Genomic DNA, 16,805 nt, shown 5'->3' with positions numbered 1-16,805 from the left:
TGATCTAGCTCACAGCGATGCCAAAAGGGGTGACGAGTTCCGAATGCGGATAGCCAAAGGCGGAGACGCCCAGGTAGTGGCTGATGACTTGCGCCGCGTTCGGAACGCGCACTGCGCCGCCGACCAGATGCACGGCTCTGACCGTTCTCGCCCCGATCTGCCTTCCGATCGAATTCGCGATTCGCTCGAAGCCGGGCTTGAGGATGGCAGAAACCGCAGCGCCGTCCTCCCGCTTGCGCCGCTCCGCCTCTTCGATCGATAGACCGAGCGCGCCTGCGAGGATCAGGTCGAGGTGATGCCCCCCGCCGGGCGCATCGCTGAGAGAGACCAATTCGCCGTGCTCCACGACGCCGACGCCGGTCGACCCTCCGCCCACATCGACGACGGCTCCGTCGCTGATCCGCAAGAGCGCCTGAGCGGCCGAGACCTCGTCGACGAGTCGTCGACACGTGACGCCGGCGTTCTCGAGCACGTAGCGGCACGCCCTGGCCTCGGCTTCAGGAACGCCCGGCGGATAGGCGGTCGCGGCTTCGGCGATTTCGAGATCGAGCGCGTCAGCCGCGGCGCGCGCAAGCGCCCTCACGGCGGCGGCGGCTTCGGCGAACTTGACCACCACGCCGTCGCGCACGGCTTCGCAGGGAAGAAAATTCCAATAGACCGGGCGGCGGGCGGCGTCGACCGCGGTGATGACGATCGTCGCCGTCCCAAGATCCACCCCGAACGACAGCGGCGACAGCCAGCCCGCCGCCGGCGATCGGAGCCGCGCCGATGCATCGGCCAGGAACGCGCAGGCCTCCGGCTGGCTCATCGGCCTCGTCTCCCGTCCGACGCCAGGCGCACGGTCACAGTCCCATGTTTGGAGCATAGATCGAGCGCCAGGATCTCGCTTCGTGGGCGATCCGTTTGATGTTGATCAGGTGGAGAGGCGTCACGTTGTCCGACACGATCGAGCCGCTCCATGTGCCGGTGCCCAACATGAAAGAGGGATCGGTCGCGCAACTGAATCCCATTCCCCCGAAGAGCGTCGGGGTGTTGATGACGATGCGGCCAGCCGGCAACGCGGAAAAGGCGCTGATGACGTCGTCGGACTCGCAGTGAAGCCCGAGCGTATGGCCTTCCCCGCCGAATTCGAGAATGTCCCGGCACTTGCGAAGGCCCGCGTCCTGGTCCGGGGTCCGATAGAACGATAGGACAGGGCCGAGAATCTCTCGCGACAGCGGATGCGTCGGCCCCACCTCGGCGAGTTGCGCGCCCAAGACTTTGCAGTCCATGGGCGCGACGATCCCCACTCGCCGCGCGAGCTCTTTCGCCGAAAGCCCGACGGCCTCGGCGCGAAGCTCGCCGCGCTCGGAGAAAAGGATCGCAGCGAGCCGCTCTTGCTCCGGCGGCGCAAGAAAGAGCACGCCCTGCGTCCCGAACGCGGCGAGCGCCGCGTCCGCAATCGGTTCGTCGAGAACGATGGATTGCTCGGCGACGCAGGCCGTTCCATTGTCGAAGGCCTTGGACGTGATCGCCATGAGCGCGGCTTCACGCACGTCCCTGACGGATCGGTGGATGTAGACCGGTACGTTGCCGGCGCCGACCGCCAGGGTCGGCTTGCCGCTCGAATACGCAGCCCGGACCATTCCCGGACCACCGGTCGCCATCACCAGCGCGACGTCCGGATGCCGCATCAATTCCGCCGTCGCCTGTAAGGTGACGTTCGATAGACAGGACACGAGGCCCCGTGGGGCGCCGGCGCGCTCGGCCGCGACCGCCATCACCTCCGCCGCCCGGGAACAGCAGCGCGCCGCCCTCGGATGCGGCGCGCAAACGATCGCGTTTCCGGCCTTGACCGCCGCCATGCATTTGAAGAGCACGGTGGAGGTTGGATTCGTCACCGGAATGACCCCGGCGATCACGCCCATCGGCGAGCCGATGGCGGTCATGCGATTGCGTTCGTCCACCCAGAGCACGCCGATCGTGCGCATCGGCAGCATCGAGGCGGCGACGAAGATCGTGTTGAATTTGTTCTTGAGGATCTTGTCCTCGTAAACTCCGTAGCCGGTCTCGTCGACGGCCAGGCGCGCCAGTTCTTCGGCCGCCGCCGTTCCCGCGGCGGCCATGGCGCGCACGATCGCGTCGACGTCCTGCTGCGTCGCTCCGCGGAAGGCCTCGAAGGCGCGGCGAGCCTCGCGCGCTTTCGCGCGGGACTCGGCCAGCGCGGCCAGATCGGAATCGACGTCCACCAATACGCTCATGCCGGAACACCTCGAGCCAACGGACGGGAGGAACGCGCGACGGGAGCGCTAGAGCTTTCCGAGGATGCCTTCGACGTCCTCGTGCGGGCGGGGAATAACGTGGACGGAGACGACCTCGCCGACCTTGCCCGCTGCCGCGGCGCCGGCGTCAGTGGCGGCCTTGACCGCTCCGACGTCGCCGCGAACCATGACGGTGACGAGGCCGCCGCCGACCTGTTCCCGGCCGATGAGCCGCACATTTGCGGCCTTGACCATAGCGTCGGCGGCCTCGATGGCGCCGACGAGTCCCTTCGTTTCGATCAGCCCCAAAGCGCCCCTCGGGGCGCCGGCGGGGAGAGAATTGTCAGCCATATCCGTCTCCTTTTGATGGATCTTTGCTGGCGTCCGCGGACCCAGCGTCCGGTTCGCCTTCCGCTCGGCGCAGGTCAACCTTTGGCGAAGAGGGTGCGGTCTCCAAGGCGAACGGTATCGACGACGGCGACGATCGCAGCGTCGGTGGGCGAGTGTTCGCTGCCGGGCGTCGCCCGAGCGGCGCTGCCTGTGGTCACGAGAACGATCTCGCCTTCTCCGGCGCCGGCGAGATCGATCGCGACGTAAGGAAACCGGGACGGGTTGGGCTCCTGCGGCTCGCTGAAGGGCGCGACGAGGAGCAGCTTGAAGCTGTTGAGGCCGGCGGTCTTGATGGTCGATACGACCGTGCCAACCACCCTGCCTAACTCCATGACGCTTCGCTCCCGGTTCGCTACGCCTCGCGCTCGGCGAGCTTGAATTGGCGCAATCATAAGGGGGGCGTCGAGGGCGGGTCATTCGCCGCCGAGGATAAAATATCCGTGTCCGATTTATCCGACGCAGCTATAGCGGGCGCGGAGCCGCCGTTCGATCATTGCGCATTCCCGACGACGTCAGGGCGGCGCACAAGGAACGCTCGCGGGGAAACGGGGAAACAGGGAGAGAGTCCATGATTCGGGATGAGGACGTGCATTTCCACGCCGCCGATCTTGGCGAGCCCACGTGGGCGGAAACGAATTTCTTCGGGTTTTATAACGCAGACACCAGATTGAACGTCGGCGTCTACGCTCTGTTCCGGACCAATCTCGGCATCGTCAGTTCGACCGTCTGCATGAACTCCGGCTTCGCCCGCGCCCCGTGGGAGGCCGACTTCTGCGACCTGCGGGCGTCTCTGCCAATCCCCGAGCCACGCGATCTCAGCCATTTCAAGCTCGACAACTCCCTGTCCATCCGCTGCCTGAAGCCCAACATGGACTGGCAGATCAACTATGACGACGGCGCCGGAACCACGATCGACGTTCTGTACCGGTCGATCATGCCGCCCTTCGACATTCACGATCCCGACATGGACCCGATGAAGTCCAAGGCGCTCAGGGTGGCCGCGGAGGCCGGAGGACAATTCGCCTGGGGAACGGCTTACAACGGCCATTTCGACCAGACCGGCGAATTCACGGGGTCGGTCAGCGTACGCGGCAAGCGACACCCGATCCACTGCATCTCCACGATGGACCACAGCTGGGGGCCGCGACCGGAGCGCGGCGCGCCGAACATGAGTTGGCTGCACGCGCATTTCTCGCCGGATCTCGCGATGCACGCCATTTTCAGCTTCGACCCGAACACGAACGGGCGCTCGCTCAGTCTCGCGCACGGATATGTCGTGGAGCGCGGGAAAGTGTTCGGCTTAAGGGACGCGCACGGGGAAACGAAACGCAGGGAGCGATACGCGCAATCGGTCGACCTCGTTCTCGTCGACAGCGCCGACCGCGAGTGGAGGCTCAGCGCCGAGGGCCTCACCACCTTTCCCTGGCAGTGCTGGCCGAACATGGTGTCGTTCAACGTCTTGGGACGCTGGCGCTGCGGAGACCTCGTCGGTTACGGCGAGATTCAGGACTTCTTCGAGATGCCGCAGCTCACTGCGCTCAACGCCAACCCGGCGACGCGCGCCCCTGTTGCTGGGTGACTCAAAATGCCGCCGCTCGCCGTATTGTTCGACCTCGACGGTACGTTGGTTCAGACCCGGGAAGCCTCCTGGAAGATTTTTGCGCGAACCAACGCAGCCTTCAAGCTGGGGATCGACTCCCAGCAGGACTTCTTCCGTCTCCTCGAGGACAACCTGTTTTCCGGCCTGCGGCGGCGTTGCCGTGACGACGAGCACGCTCGGCAAGTCGCGCAGCACTTTTTCGCCCAACTCGACGCCGACTACGCGCCGGACCTCGTGCCCGGCATGGTGGATGTCATTCATGCGCTTGCCGGAGCGTGTTCGCTGGCGGTCGTGTCGTCGAACTCGACATCGACGATTCGACGCTTATTGACGCGCGCGAAGATCGCTCACTGCTTCTCCCATGTCTTCGGCGGGGACGTCGAACCGGACAAGCGCGCGGTCGTCCGGCGATTTCTTGCCGATCAGTCGTATCTGGTGAGCCGTGATTGCTCGCCGGCCTATCGCGAAGGGCATAGCCCGGCTGTCGCATCGGCGAGCGACCTCGTGTTGATCACCGACACGACCGGGGACGTCAAACACGCAGTGGAGTGCGGCGTTCGCGCGGTGGGCGTCTCCTGGGGGATGCACCCGGAAGCCGAGCTGCTGGCGGCAGGGGCGGAGTTCGTCGCCGTCTGGCCGCAGGAGCTCATCGCTTATTTAACCCCGGGCGGGAACGGTCGGTCCTGTGGCGTTCCGGCTCGGTCGAATTGCGGCTGCCGGGCCGAGCCCCCTCAGAGTTGTTCTTGTGAAGCGGCGCTGATGACCGAGGCGGGCGCTCTGCGCCGCCAAAGGACCCGCAGCCGCGCCGAGGGTCTCGCCGCTACGCTGAGCGAAGCGCCTCCGCCCGCCCCGACGCCCGCCACGCCGAGAGCGCGGCAAGCGATCGACGCCCAACTCTCGAGGGCGCTTGCGCGGTTGCGCGCGACCCGCCGCCCGCCTCGTAGGCGCCAGACTTAACCTGGGAAACGAAAACAAGGAGGAAACCTCAATGAGCTACGTTGCTGAAGGCTACAACAGCTTCGAGACCAAGAAGACGCCGTCGGGTGTGGTCAAGTTCCTGCCTGATCCAAAATCTGTTCTGAGTCTGATTCAGAGCGGGAAACTCAAGGAGCACATTCTTCTGGTTCAGGGCGGCACGACCACCTTTCTCGCGCCGGCGCTGAGCATGGGTGCGATCGGCATCATCACGATGTCAGGGGTGCCGGAGTCGCATCTCGGCATCCTGTCCCGCGAATTTCAGATGCCCTGCGTCATGACGGCTTATCTCGTCGGTTCGGACTCGCGATACGTGACCGGCGGCAACAACGACGCCCACTTCGAGGCGATAATCAAGGCGTTGGACGGCAAGAAAGTGCGGCTGCACTGCGAAGACCGCGAGACCGGCCGCGTGGCGCTCATCAGCTGACGCCGCCTCCGCCTTTCCTCATCCATCTCGAAGGGAACGTATCATGTCGACGTACAAGCAACGCTATGAGGCCGGCGACAACGGACTGCGCTTCCAGGACCTCGTCTATCAAGGCAACTTCAAGGGAATGGATCCGGTCCCGGATGGAATCCTCGGCGACAAGATCATGCGGAGCCGAGCCAAGAGCAAGGTTCTCGAGAAGGTCAGCCGGGAGGATGTTCTGCGCGACCAATTCACGGTCGACGAACTGAACGATCTCAACAACTACCTGGCCTGGAACATCTGGGACGTCCTGGTGATGCGGGCGACCGAAGGCGTCTCGGGCATGATTCCTCGGCAGGAATACGAAATTCTCGCCTTCATGCAGGAATTCTACCGTTGGCCGGAAATCCTGCAGATGACGACCGACGAGATCGGCGCGAAGGGCGTCATGGACATCGGCGCCAGCGCCCGACGTGAAATCGGAACGAAGGTCAATTGCGTGCACGACTGGTGCATCGGCGCGGTCGGCTTCGGCATGGGACGGTGCGGACTCCTTGCTCTCGAGGCGATCCAGCCCCAGGATTTCGTCCGCGAGAGCAACACGATTCTGAAGTTCATGCAGCGGGTTCTTTGGGGCAAACGGCAGGACGGCTACATTCTGAACTCGCAGGACCGCTATCGCTGCCAGATCCACGACCAGGACGTGATCGAGAAGCTGTCGGGCGAACTCGAATATTTCGAGTACGGCAGCGAAAAGCACGACGCGTTCGTCCGTTTCAACGCCTCCGCCGAGCTGCTGTCGTTCCTCGACCACTACGATTGCCGTCTGGGGCTCGGCGACACCGGGCCGTATCCTCTTGGCGAGGGCAGGATCATGATCATACGTGATCTCTTCACCAACGAGGATGTGTACGACTGGAGCGACGTCTGCGATCACGAAAAAGTGCCGCACTGCTACTCATTGTGCCTTGTCATCGACGTCGAAAAGATGGGCCTCGACGAGATTCGGGTGAACGACATCTCCACGACCTTCACTCGGCCGAAAAACTACATCGAATACATCGTTGGCGGCGCGGTGTTCGTTCGCGAAAAGTGGGACACGCCGATGGGCGAAGTCTACCCGGTTAAGGTCGCTGACCTCGACAAGCGCCTGGAAGGTATCCAGCAGGCGACATTGAAGCTATACTCGAAGTTCTCGAAAATGCCGCGCCGCACGCTGATCACGAACGGTATGTATGTATACTACATAGATATGATTCTTCCCCACCTCAGGCTGGCGGGAACGTACGAGAAGGCGTGCAAGGACTACGAGTTCTGGGAAGTCGATCAGCGCGTCGCGAACTATTATTATGACATCGTCAAGCGCGGTTTCGCCCAGGCGACCGTGCCCCAGAAGATCTTTTCAGGCGAGGGCTACCTTCCCTTCCCGGACAATGTGAGCCTAAATCGCTCCAAGTACTTCTGGAAGTAAGCCTCGTCGGCGCGCCTCCTGCGAGGCGCGCCGACGCCGCTGCAACACCCCTCACGCAACGAAACCGGATTTGCACGTCCATGGCGCGGGAAGACGCAACGTTTCTCGTTCTCAACGGGTCGCACCTGAAGAAGATGGCCACCGCGGAGGAAATTGCCGCGGCGGTCGGAGTCGCGTCCGACGTCGCGGCTGAATGTCTGGCGGCGGCGGTCGAGCGGGGCTGGGCGATGAATCTCGAGGGGAAGTACTTGGTCGTGCCGGACGGCACAGCACAAGTGCACAGATCCTACGCGGAACTTTACGAGCCGCTGCGGCGCGAGGGCGCCCTCCCCGCGTGGTACGCGCGCTTCGAGGCGCTGAACGACCAGTTCATCAAAGCCGTGAGCGACTGGCAGAAAAGCGATGGCGACGCGAAGGCGGAAGCCAAGATCCTGAAGATCGCTGAACGCCTGATCAAGGCCATCCGCGACATCGTGCCGACAATCCCGCGTTACGAGAACTATGTCCGTCGATTCGCCTCTGGCGTCGCCCGTGTCGATCGAGGCGAACGCGACTACGTCTGCGGCCCCACCATCGATTCCGTTCACACCGTTTGGTTCGAGTTCCATGAAGACATCCTTTCTGTCCTCGGCCGTCCTCGAGACGTGTGAGCCGGCTCAGATGGCGCAGCGGGCCCAAGGGCCGTCCTTCGTTCGCGACGTGGCCGATCCCGAGGTCGCCGATGCGCAGCGCTATGGCGGCAAGGCGAGCGGACTGAGCCGCATGATGTCCGCCGGCGTTCCGGCGCCCCCCGCATTCGTGATCGGCGCCGACGGCTTCCGTCATTTCCGATCGAACGGCGGCAGCCTCGGCCAGGACATGATGACCGAGGTCGCCAATGGGCTGCGTCGGTTGGAAGCGGCGACGGGACGCACGTTTGGAGGCGTCGACCGGCCGCTGCTTGTGTCCGTGCGCTCCGGCGCCGCAGTCAGCATGCCCGGCATGATGGACACCATCCTTAATCTCGGCCTGACCGCGCGCTCGGCGTTGGCCGTCGCTGAAGCGAGCGGCGGCGCTCGTTTCGCTCTCGACACCTGGCTGCGCTTCTGGCGGATGTTCCACGACACGGTTCTGAACCTGGATCCGACCGAGCTTGTCGAAGCCGTGCGGGAAGCCGTGCGGGATGCGCTTGCAGCCCCGTCGCTGCAGACCTTCGAAGCGCTCGAGCGCGCCATTCTCGCCCACGCCGAACAGCAGGGGGAGACTGTCTCAGCCGATCCGATGGGGCAACTCGAGTTGGCGATCGCGGCTGTGTTCCGGTCCTGGGACAGTCCGCGGGCAAAGGCCTATCGCGCGCATCACGGGATTTCGGATGATCTCGGGACGGCGGTAACCATCCAGGCGATGGTGTTCGGAAACGCCGATGAAGAGTCCGGGTCGGGCGTCGCCTTCACCCGCAATCCGAATGACGGCGCCAGGACGCTGTACGGCGAGTACCTCGTTGGTCGACAGGGGGAGGACCTCGTCGCCGGCACGCATAGCCCGATCGATCTTTCCGACCCCGACGGCATGAATTCGACCCTGCGCACCGGCCTCATCGAGATCGGCGCCAGCCTCGAGACGCTCTATCGCGATGCGGTCGATATCGAGTTCACCGTCGAGTCCGGGCGGCTGTACATGCTCCAGGTGCGGCCCGCGAAACGCACCGCGGCGGCGGCGGTTCGTATCGCCGCGGAGTTGGCGGCGGAAGGTGTGATCGATGCTCGAGAGGCCCTGAACCGGATCACCGTCGAGCAGATCCGCAAGCTATCCCGACCCTCGTTTGAGGAAGCGGATCTGGTTGCCGCGAAGCTGCTCGCTCAGGGCCTCGGCTCCTCGCCCGGGCACGCGCACGGCGCAGCGATTCTCGATTCCGATCGCGCGGCCGAGGCGGCGGCGAAGGGTGAGGACGTCATTCTTGTTCGTCCGACCACGAGCCCGAAGGACATTCGCGGGATGTTGAGCGCCCATGGCGTCGTCACGGCGACGGGCGGCGCGCTTAGCCATGCGGCCGTCGTGTCGCGCGCGCTCGACAAGCCCTGCATCGTCGGATGCGAGGCGATCGGCATCGATCTCTCAGGTCGAACCTTCACGATTTCCGGCGAGACGTTTCGCGAGGGCGACGAGATTTCCATCGACGGCGGCTCCGGCAAGATCTACGCGGGCGCCCTCAGGCTGCGCGCCGGCGGCGCCAGCCGCGCCGCGCTCGAGCGCCTGCTGGGTCTCGCCGATGCGGAATCCGGCAGCTCCGTCTGGATCGCCCCGCGCGGCGCCGCGGAGGCGATCGATTCGGCGGCCCAGGCCGCCCCCGGTCTCGCCGTCGTCAGGCTCACCGACCTCATCACGTCCCACGGCGCCATCGACGCCTACGCCGGCCTCATTTCGCGGTTGGGCGACCAGCCCGGCGTCCCCGGACTCGAGAACGATATCGCGGCCATCGTCCGCGAATCGAGCGCGGCGCTGTTCGAGGCCGCACGGGGCCTGCCCGTTCACGTCCGGCTGTCGCGCATCAGTTCCGACCGGGCCCGACGGCTGATCGAAAACTGGACCGAGATCCCGGCGAACCTCTTCATGCCGCTCGGATCGAAGGCTTTTTTCCGGGCGTTGCTCAGGGGACTGTCCGACGCGGCGCGCTCCGCTGCTCACGGCGATGTCAGGGCGCTGATCGGCAACATCGTCGACGCCCGGGAAGCGGAGAGCTTCCGCTCGCTCACCGCGGACGTCGGTCTCGGGGCGGGAGCGATCATTCAGAACGCGATCGGCCTCAAGCAGGCCGGCGAGATCGCTCGTCACTGCGACACCGTCTGGGTCGACGTCTCCGAAACGATCCGCACCGCCTACGGCTTTCCGACCGAAGTCGTCCACGCCGACGGAACCATCGATCGTTACGCGGCGGACGGCTTTCTTGGCGACAACCCGTTCGAGCAGCCGGCCCCGTTTCTCACCGAATGGCTCCAGTCTGTCGCCACGCTTCCCCAGAGCAGCCGCAAGACCACCGTCGGCGTCGACTTTACCAGCGGATTCTCGCCGATCCTCGCGACAAGGCTTCATCACATGGGTTTCCGGCGTTTCGCGGTCTCGCCGGCCCATCGGGACGAAATGCGTTTGATCTTGGCTCAACGGTCGGGGGAGTGATGTCATGGCTGTCGAGGGTCAGGCCCTGGGCTTTGTTGAGACCGTAGGACTGGTCGCCGCCACCGAGGCCGCCGACGCCATGGTCAAGGCCGCCAACGTGGAGATCGTCACGCGCCAGCAGCCGGGCGGAGGCTACACCGCCATCATCGTCCGGGGCGACGTCGGCGCGGTGAAGGCAGCGGTGGAAGCGGGAGCCGCCGCCGCCAGGGCGGTCGGGAAAGTGGCCTCGGTTCATGTTATTCCCCGGCCGCACGAAGACATCGCAGGGATCCTGAGAAGACCGCCTGTTCGATAGAAGAGTAGGGCGGATCTGCGCGAGCGGCGACAGCCTCGCCCGCTATGGGCGTGGGATTGTCATACGCGGAGGGCGCCAGCCCCTGCTTGGCGCGCTCAGAGAAATCCCGCGACACGTGGCGCGCGCCTTCGACGGCCGGACCGCGCTTATCGGGGAAAGGCGATCCTTCACCTTCCGGCAAGATCATGCCGCAGGAGCTCAGAGCGCTGCATGGCTATAGGCATCGAACCGGCGAGCGCAGGTCGGGCATCCGTCGCCGGCCGGCTTGAAACGCAACTCCAAGTCGCCAAAGCGGTCATGCAGAAATCCGCCGTCGACCCCTCGATCGGGAGATTTCGCGCGAAAGCGGCGCAGGAGCAGCGCGAGTTCGGGCAGAGGACCTGAACCGTCGTTCTCCAAATATGAAGCGGACACGGCTGTGGCGGCGACGCATTCGCACGCATCGCCTCAATGGATCGCGTCAGCGCTGCTTGTCGAACCGATCGCGCAAATCCCGGCGCAGAACCTTTCCGTAGGCGTTCTTCGGAAGTTCGGCGACAAACTCTATTCGCTTCGGCTTCTTGAAGCTCGCAAGATGATCCCGGCAGAACGCGATCAGCGTCTCGGCGTCGAGTCCGGCGTAGTCTTCGCGCAAGACAATCGCGGACGCCACGCTCTCCCCCCATTCCGGATCCGGGACTCCAAAGACGATCGCCTCCTTGACCGCCGGGTGGCGGGTGAGCACCTCCTCGACCTCGCGCGGATAGATGTTCGTGCCGCCGCTGATGATGGTGTCGTGGCGACGATCGAGGATGTGGAGGCGGCCCCCGTCATCGAAGCGGCCGATATCCCCGGTCAAAAGCCACCCGTTGCGCAGCGAAGCGGCGTTGGCCGCGTCATTGCGCCAGTACCCGCGCATCACCACGTCTCCGCGCACGGCGATCTCTCCGATGGCCCCGCGAGGCGCCGCGTCGCCAACGCTGTCCAGAATGCGGACCTCGACGCCGGAGCGAACGAAGCCTGCGGATTGCAACGCTTCGTCGCCGGCGGTTTCGTGCGCCCAGGCCGGCAGGACGGAGATGGTCATCGGCGCTTCGCCCTGACCATAGAGCTGGGTCAGCACCGGTCCGAAACGCCGCAACGCCCTGCGAAGATGCTCGATATGCATCGGCGCGCCGCCGTAGACCATCGCGCGCAACGTCGGCAGGCGAATGTCCGAATCGGCCTCGAGCAGCCGCACGATCATGGTGGGCGCGAGGAAGGGCAGGACCGTCACGCGCTCGTCCGCGATGAAACGCAGGATGCGATCGGGGTCGAAGCCGCCGCCCGCGTCGATGATGTTCTCAGCGCCGCGGGACAGCGCCGGAAGCAGATACATACCACTTCCGTGCGACAGCGGCGCCGCGTGCAAGAGCCGGTCGTCGAGTCGAAACGCGCAGATGTCGGCGAGGCAATTCACGGCCATGGCGATCAGATTGCGATGACTGAGCACCGCGCCCTTCGGACGACCCGTCGTGCCCGACGTGTAGAAAAGCCAGACCGGGTCGTCGGGCGCGCAATCCGCCGGCGGGGACCCGTCGGACCGCCGGGCAAGCGCCGACTCCAGCGCGTTGTCCGCCGAAGGATCGCCGGCGACGATCATCGCCACGCCGGGTCGCGTCGCGGCGGCGGCGAATTGCGCCGCCATATCCGCATCGATGACGACGGCTTTGGCTTCGGCGTCTTCGACGATGTAAGCGGCTTCGCGGGGATGGAGCTTGGCGTTGATGGGGACCGCGACAAATCCGCCCCGGAACGCGCCGAGCAACGCCGCCGGGTACGGGAAGCCGTTTCTCATGAAGAGCGCCACCCGGTCGCCCCGCTCGAGGCCGAGCGACGCGAGTCGAGCGGCGAAGGCGGACGCGGCGGACGCGAGTTCGTCATAGCTCTGGCGGCGGTCGCCGTAACGGACGGCTGGCCTGTCCTTCCAGGCCGTCGCCGCGTGCTCAAAGAGCGAGAAAACGTTCATACTTCCCTCGCCGTTCCGTTCGGTGTCGTCGAATCGAGCGCGGCCGCTCAGGCCCCGACGACGCGATTGCGCAAGACGCCGATGCGTTCGACCTCGAGCTCGATCACGTCGCCAGGCTTGATGAAGCGCATATGCTCGAGCCCGCAGCCGTTGCCGACCGTGCCCGAGCCGAGGAACTCGCCGGGGTGGAGGGTCTCCGAGCGCGAGATGTAGGAAATCAGATCCTCGAATTTCCAGTACATCGAGCCCGAGTTTCCGCGACCCCATTCCTCGCCGTTCACCCGCGCGATCATGGTGAGGTTGTAGGGATCGGGAATCTCGTCCGCCGTCACGAGGCAGGGCCCCATCGGGTTGCCGGTGTCGAAGTCCTTGCCCTTCGCCGGGCCGAGCCGACCTTCCATTTCGGCGGCCTGCGCGTCGCGGGCCGAGACATCGTTGAAGATGGTGTAACCGAAGACGTGCTTCAGGGCGCCCGCCTTGGGCGCGTCCTTGACCGTGCCCTTGATGTAGACGCCGAACTCGAGTTCGAAATCGAGGAACTTGGAATAGGGCGGCCAGACCACGTCCTCGTCCGTCCCGATCACCGCGAAACGATTGGCCTTGTAGTAGATCGGCTGCTTGTAAAACGTCGGCGGCGCGTCGGGCAGGCCGCGTCGCTCAATCTCGGCGAGCGCCTTGTCCGGATCGGGTCCCTGTTTTGCTGCCATCTTCTGCAGGGCTGCCGTCGCCTGCTTGAGGTGCAGCTCGAAGCACAAGCAGTCCCGCATCTGCGGCGGCGGCTGAATAGGAGCGCGAAGGCGCACGTCAGCGCGCGCGACAGTCGCGCTGGCCGGCGCCTTCTTCACCGCCTCGTTGGCTTGATCGAGCGCCGCATCGCCGCCTTCGACGATCGCCAGCACGCTTGCGAGACCGTCGCTTCCGAACGCGGCGGCATGGGCCTCGGCAAGGTCGACGATGCGGGCGTCCCCGTCAACGAGCGCGCCGGCCCTCGGTCTGCCGTCGCCCTTTTGAAACGTCACCAGTCGCATCGGTTTCTCCTCCCTTGGGTTTGTTTGATTTGAGCGGTCTTCTTGATTTCGTCGCGGGCGGCGGCGCGCCGTGACGCACGCCTGCGGTCAGGAACGCGACCATGTGCCGGACCGCGCCCTCCTCGTCGTCGGGCCGACAGAGGCCGCCGCTCAGGCGCTCGATGCGGCCGGCGTCGCCCATCACGTAGACCATCGCGCCCAACATGAACTCGTAGGCCCACCAGATGTCTTCCTCCGTCCGCCCCGGAAGGGCCGAGGCGAGCGCTTCGACGACAGCGCGCGCAACGGGATCGAACATGTCGCGGATAAACCCCCGCTGCTCCGAACTCGGATCCATCGTCTCGTGCGCAAGCACTCGGCCAAAGCTCGGATCGCGATCGTGCGCCCGCAAGTGCAGCATCGGGAACACCAGCGCCTTGACGACCAGCTCGAGGCGCCGGTCGAGATCGGCTTCGCTCATCGCAATCGCCAGCCCCGCCAAGCGCTGCTCGACGACGGTCGGCACGCGCCGCTCGAACACCGCGCGATACAGCCCTTCCTTCGACCCGAAGTGATAGCTGACCAAGGCTACCGGGACGCCAGCGGCCTCGGCGACTTGGCGCATGGCGGCGCCGTCGAAACCGTTGGCGCCGAACACGCGCTCCGCCTCCTGCAAGATGCGCTCGCGCGACGATGCGCCCGCCGTTCCGGTCTCCACGGCGGCGCGCGCGCTTTTCGCGGCCTTCATCGTCGATCGAAACTCCTTGTCGCCAAGCCGCCATCCTAATCTTGATTGAACGAACGATCAAGATACTTGTCATTCGGATCAAGTTCGCCTAAAGTCGGAACCGCAGGGGCGGGCCAACGCGCTCCTCGCGCCAGCCGGAGGGAACACCCATGTCGAAGTGGAGTTATACAAAAGGGCTCAAGGACATCGGCAACGGCGTCTGGGCCTATCTCCTGCCGGACGGGTCCTGGGGCTGGAGCAATGCGGGGCTGATCGTCGACGGAGACCAGACGCTGCTCGTCGACACGCTGTTCGATCTGAAGCTCACCGCTGAGATGCTGGCCGACATGCGCCGCTCCGTGCCGGCCTCAGAGCACATCAACACGCTCTTCAACACGCACCATAACGGCGATCATACGTTCGGCAATCAGCTGGTGGACGGAGCGGAGATCGTCGCTACCCAGGCGACCTTCGACGAAATGGATCCCACGCATCCCGCGCTCTACCACTCGATGATGGTGAACGCGAAGCAGCTCGGACGCGGCGCCGAATTCCTCGCCGAACTCTTCAAGCCTTTCGATTTCACCGGCGTCGAGCTTCGCAAGCCGGATCGCACCTTCAGCGGGGAACTCGAGCTCAAGGTCGGCGGCAAAACCGTGCGTCTGATCGAGCTTGGGCCTGCGCACACCCGCGGCGACACCGTGGCGCTCGTTCCCGAGGACCGGGTCGTCTTTACCGGCGACCTTCTCTTCAACCAGGGCACGCCGATCGCCTGGGCCGGCCCGGTGTCCAACTGGGTCCGCGCCTGCGATCGCATTCTGGCGATGGACGTCGACGTGGTCGTTCCTGGACACGGGCCGATCTGCGACAAGGGGCCCGTGCGCGAAATGAAGGGCTACCTGGAGTTCGTTCAGGACGAGGCGCGCAAGCGCTTTGACAAGGGCATGACCGCGCGCGACGCGGCCTTCGACATGCAGCTCGGTCGCTACGCGGATTGGGGCGACGCGGAGCGCGTCGTTGTCACCGTCAGAAACCTTTTCGAAGAGTTCAGCGGCGAGCACGCCGAACCGGATGTTCTGTCGCTGTTCGAACAGATGGCCGACTTCCGCGACAAGCTTCGGGCCGAAGGCCACGGCCATCATGGCCATGCCCACGGTCACGCCCACGGCCGCTAGCCCAAGAACACGAAGTCCGCTTCCGCGGCGCAATCGATAGGGAGGACGTCATGAGACAGAAGGTAAGCGTGTTGCGCCGGCTCGGCGGCTGCGCCATCGCGGTCTTGGCGGGGGCGCTGGCGGCTACGTCGGCCCTTGCGGCCGATCCGATCAAGATCGGTTTCAGCATGGCCCAGTCGGGCCCGCTCGCGGGGAGCGGCAAGTCAGCGCTGCTCGCCATGAAAATCTGGGCGGAGGACCAGAACGCCAAGGGCGGCCTGCTCGGCCGGCCGGTCGAACTCGTCTACTACGACGACCAGAGCAATCCTGCCAACGTGCCGCCGATCTACACCAAGCTGCTCGATGTCGATAAGGTGGATCTCATCAACAGCGGTTATGCGACGCCGATCATCGCCGCCGCGCTGCCGATCGCCATGCAGCACGACATGGTGCTGATGGGTCTTTTCGGCCTCGCGAACAACGCCAAGCTCAACTACGACAAATACTTCAGCATGGCGCCGACTGGCGAGGATCCGGCGAAGGTCGCGACCAAGCCGTTCTTCGACGTGGCGGACCAGCTCGTTCCCAAGCCGTCGACGATCGCCGTCATCACGCCGGACATTCAGTTCGGCCACTCCGTACTTGAAGGGACGCGCGCCGCCGCAGAGGCCCGCGGCATGAAGATCGTCTACGACCGCACCTTTCCGCCGAGCATGACCGACTTTTCGACCCTGGTCCGCGAGGTGCAGGCGACCAACCCGGACCTCGTCGTGGTCGGCACCCAGCCGGGACAATCGATCAATGTCGCCCGCGCCATCGCCGAGGTCGGGCTGAACGCCCGGATGATCGGCGGCTCGATGACCGGCCTGCAGACGACGGACGCCGAGACGATTCTCGGCCCGCAGATCAACGGGCTCGTCAATTTCGCCTACTGGCTGCCCGCGCCGAAGCTCCAGTTCCCGGGATCGATGGACTTTCTCGCGAAATATCAGGCGAAGGCGAAAGCGGCGGGTGTCGATCCGATCGGCTACTACGTCGCGCCCTGGGCCTACGCCGACCTGCAGATTCTCGCTGCCGCCGTCGAGGGAACGAAGTCTCTCGAGGGCGACAAGCTCGGCGCCTTCATCCACGCCAACACGTTCAAGACCATCATCGGCGATGTCCAGTTCGGACCGGGCGGGGAGTGGGCCAAGCCACGCACGTTCCTGATCCAGTTCCAGAACGTCAAGAGCAAGGATGCAAACGAGTTCACCGGCACGGACCATTTGGTCCTCGTCGGGCCGCCCGACATGAAGACCGGCGATCTCATTACGCCGTTCGACAAGGCGCGCCAGTGACGCGGTCGCCGCGGTCGCCGATGTCGGCGCCGCCGCGGCGATTGCAACTGGACCGAT

Annotated in this window: 16 protein-coding genes; 9 read left to right on the top strand and 7 right to left on the bottom strand. The window is 65.0% G+C overall.

The annotated features are described in order from the left end of the window. Positions 1-4: 4 nt before the first annotated feature. The 4 genes from eutJ to DFR50_RS06530 all read right to left on the bottom strand — a co-directional run bounded on the left by eutJ (position 5) and on the right by DFR50_RS06530 (position 2,962). The gene (gene eutJ, locus DFR50_RS06545) at positions 5-808 is read right to left on the bottom strand and encodes an ethanolamine utilization protein EutJ (RefSeq protein ID WP_113888404.1); all 804 of its coding nucleotides are present in this window, start codon (positions 806-808) and stop codon (positions 5-7) included. 34 nt (positions 809-842) lie between these two features. After that, positions 843-2,240: an aldehyde dehydrogenase family protein gene (locus DFR50_RS06540; RefSeq protein ID WP_113888403.1), complete on the bottom strand. Its 1,398-nt coding sequence runs from the start codon at positions 2,238-2,240 to the stop codon at positions 843-845. Between the two features lie 48 nt (positions 2,241-2,288). Continuing rightward, on the bottom strand, positions 2,289-2,591 hold the full coding sequence (locus tag DFR50_RS06535) for a BMC domain-containing protein (RefSeq protein WP_113888402.1): 303 nt from the start codon (positions 2,589-2,591) through the stop codon (positions 2,289-2,291). A 74-nt stretch (positions 2,592-2,665) separates the two neighbouring features. Continuing rightward, complete coding sequence (locus tag DFR50_RS06530; RefSeq protein ID WP_113888401.1) at positions 2,666-2,962, bottom strand: EutN/CcmL family microcompartment protein; 297 nt, start codon at positions 2,960-2,962, stop codon at positions 2,666-2,668. A gap of 236 nt (positions 2,963-3,198) precedes the next feature. Here DFR50_RS06530 and DFR50_RS06525 point away from each other — a divergent pair, with 236 nt between their 5' ends. The 7 genes from DFR50_RS06525 to DFR50_RS06495 all read left to right on the top strand — a co-directional run bounded on the left by DFR50_RS06525 (position 3,199) and on the right by DFR50_RS06495 (position 10,536). Beyond that, entirely contained in the window at positions 3,199-4,209 is a 1,011-nt protein-coding gene (locus DFR50_RS06525) for a DUF7064 domain-containing protein (protein WP_113888400.1), read from the top strand. 6 nt (positions 4,210-4,215) lie between these two features. Further along, positions 4,216-5,187 (top strand): HAD family hydrolase, encoded by a 972-nt coding sequence (locus tag DFR50_RS06520; protein WP_113888399.1) that lies wholly within the window; start codon positions 4,216-4,218, stop codon positions 5,185-5,187. 31 nt (positions 5,188-5,218) lie between these two features. Further along, the gene (locus DFR50_RS06515; protein ID WP_113888398.1) at positions 5,219-5,635 is read left to right on the top strand and encodes a PEP-utilizing enzyme; all 417 of its coding nucleotides are present in this window, start codon (positions 5,219-5,221) and stop codon (positions 5,633-5,635) included. A 43-nt stretch (positions 5,636-5,678) separates the two neighbouring features. Next, positions 5,679-7,088, top strand: a complete 1,410-nt coding sequence (locus tag DFR50_RS06510; protein ID WP_113888397.1) for a hypothetical protein — start codon at positions 5,679-5,681, stop codon at positions 7,086-7,088. A gap of 80 nt (positions 7,089-7,168) precedes the next feature. Then, positions 7,169-7,738 (top strand): hypothetical protein, encoded by a 570-nt coding sequence (locus DFR50_RS06505; protein ID WP_113888396.1) that lies wholly within the window; start codon positions 7,169-7,171, stop codon positions 7,736-7,738. A 10-nt stretch (positions 7,739-7,748) separates the two neighbouring features. Next, positions 7,749-10,241, top strand: a complete 2,493-nt coding sequence (locus DFR50_RS06500) for a pyruvate, phosphate dikinase (RefSeq protein WP_170153078.1) — start codon at positions 7,749-7,751, stop codon at positions 10,239-10,241. 4 nt (positions 10,242-10,245) lie between these two features. Beyond that, positions 10,246-10,536, top strand: a complete 291-nt coding sequence (locus DFR50_RS06495) for a BMC domain-containing protein (protein ID WP_113888394.1) — start codon at positions 10,246-10,248, stop codon at positions 10,534-10,536. A gap of 460 nt (positions 10,537-10,996) precedes the next feature. On the opposite strand, the gene DFR50_RS06490 is transcribed toward DFR50_RS06495, so the two are convergent. The 3 genes from DFR50_RS06490 to DFR50_RS06480 are packed head-to-tail and all read right to left on the bottom strand — an operon-like array spanning position 10,997 to position 14,278. Beyond that, complete coding sequence (locus DFR50_RS06490; RefSeq protein ID WP_113888393.1) at positions 10,997-12,523, bottom strand: AMP-binding protein; 1,527 nt, start codon at positions 12,521-12,523, stop codon at positions 10,997-10,999. 47 nt (positions 12,524-12,570) lie between these two features. Continuing rightward, positions 12,571-13,551 carry a fumarylacetoacetate hydrolase family protein gene (locus DFR50_RS06485; protein ID WP_113888392.1) on the bottom strand — a complete coding sequence of 327 codons (981 nt, stop codon included), beginning with the start codon at positions 13,549-13,551 and terminating at the stop codon, positions 12,571-12,573. Continuing rightward, the gene (locus DFR50_RS06480) at positions 13,493-14,278 is read right to left on the bottom strand and encodes a TetR/AcrR family transcriptional regulator (protein ID WP_113888555.1); all 786 of its coding nucleotides are present in this window, start codon (positions 14,276-14,278) and stop codon (positions 13,493-13,495) included. The genes DFR50_RS06485 and DFR50_RS06480 overlap by 59 nt, the downstream gene beginning before the upstream one ends. 149 nt (positions 14,279-14,427) lie before the next feature. Here DFR50_RS06480 and DFR50_RS06475 point away from each other — a divergent pair, with 149 nt between their 5' ends. Both DFR50_RS06475 and DFR50_RS06470 read left to right on the top strand, forming a co-directional pair. Continuing rightward, positions 14,428-15,432, top strand: a complete 1,005-nt coding sequence (locus DFR50_RS06475) for an MBL fold metallo-hydrolase (RefSeq protein WP_113888391.1) — start codon at positions 14,428-14,430, stop codon at positions 15,430-15,432. Between the two features lie 50 nt (positions 15,433-15,482). Next, the gene (locus DFR50_RS06470; RefSeq protein ID WP_113888390.1) at positions 15,483-16,748 is read left to right on the top strand and encodes an amino acid ABC transporter substrate-binding protein; all 1,266 of its coding nucleotides are present in this window, start codon (positions 15,483-15,485) and stop codon (positions 16,746-16,748) included. The last annotated feature ends 57 nt before the right edge of the window (positions 16,749-16,805 follow it).

Source organism: Roseiarcus fermentans (assembly GCF_003315135.1).
Taxonomy (GTDB): Bacteria; Pseudomonadota; Alphaproteobacteria; order Rhizobiales; family Beijerinckiaceae; genus Roseiarcus; species Roseiarcus fermentans.
The sequence above is the reverse complement of the archived record's forward strand: the minus strand, read 5'-3'. Positions and strand labels throughout refer to the sequence as shown.

Excerpts from the sequence above, each read along its gene's own strand:
- eutJ (WP_113888404.1), bottom strand. The coding sequence starts at position 808 with ATGAGCCAGCCGGAGGCCTGCGCGTTCCTGGCCGATGCATCGGCGCGG.
- DFR50_RS06540 (WP_113888403.1), bottom strand. The coding sequence starts at position 2,240 with ATGAGCGTATTGGTGGACGTCGATTCCGATCTGGCCGCGCTGGCCGAG.
- DFR50_RS06535 (WP_113888402.1), bottom strand. The coding sequence starts at position 2,591 with ATGGCTGACAATTCTCTCCCCGCCGGCGCCCCGAGGGGCGCTTTGGGG.
- DFR50_RS06530 (WP_113888401.1), bottom strand. The coding sequence starts at position 2,962 with ATGGAGTTAGGCAGGGTGGTTGGCACGGTCGTATCGACCATCAAGACC.
- DFR50_RS06525 (WP_113888400.1), top strand. The coding sequence starts at position 3,199 with ATGATTCGGGATGAGGACGTGCATTTCCACGCCGCCGATCTTGGCGAG.
- DFR50_RS06520 (WP_113888399.1), top strand. The coding sequence starts at position 4,216 with ATGCCGCCGCTCGCCGTATTGTTCGACCTCGACGGTACGTTGGTTCAG.
- DFR50_RS06515 (WP_113888398.1), top strand. The coding sequence starts at position 5,219 with ATGAGCTACGTTGCTGAAGGCTACAACAGCTTCGAGACCAAGAAGACG.
- DFR50_RS06510 (WP_113888397.1), top strand. The coding sequence starts at position 5,679 with ATGTCGACGTACAAGCAACGCTATGAGGCCGGCGACAACGGACTGCGC.
- DFR50_RS06505 (WP_113888396.1), top strand. The coding sequence starts at position 7,169 with ATGGCGCGGGAAGACGCAACGTTTCTCGTTCTCAACGGGTCGCACCTG.
- DFR50_RS06500 (WP_170153078.1), top strand. The coding sequence starts at position 7,749 with ATGGCGCAGCGGGCCCAAGGGCCGTCCTTCGTTCGCGACGTGGCCGAT.
- DFR50_RS06495 (WP_113888394.1), top strand. The coding sequence starts at position 10,246 with ATGGCTGTCGAGGGTCAGGCCCTGGGCTTTGTTGAGACCGTAGGACTG.
- DFR50_RS06490 (WP_113888393.1), bottom strand. The coding sequence starts at position 12,523 with ATGAACGTTTTCTCGCTCTTTGAGCACGCGGCGACGGCCTGGAAGGAC.
- DFR50_RS06485 (WP_113888392.1), bottom strand. The coding sequence starts at position 13,551 with ATGCGACTGGTGACGTTTCAAAAGGGCGACGGCAGACCGAGGGCCGGC.
- DFR50_RS06480 (WP_113888555.1), bottom strand. The coding sequence starts at position 14,278 with ATGAAGGCCGCGAAAAGCGCGCGCGCCGCCGTGGAGACCGGAACGGCG.
- DFR50_RS06475 (WP_113888391.1), top strand. The coding sequence starts at position 14,428 with ATGTCGAAGTGGAGTTATACAAAAGGGCTCAAGGACATCGGCAACGGC.
- DFR50_RS06470 (WP_113888390.1), top strand. The coding sequence starts at position 15,483 with ATGAGACAGAAGGTAAGCGTGTTGCGCCGGCTCGGCGGCTGCGCCATC.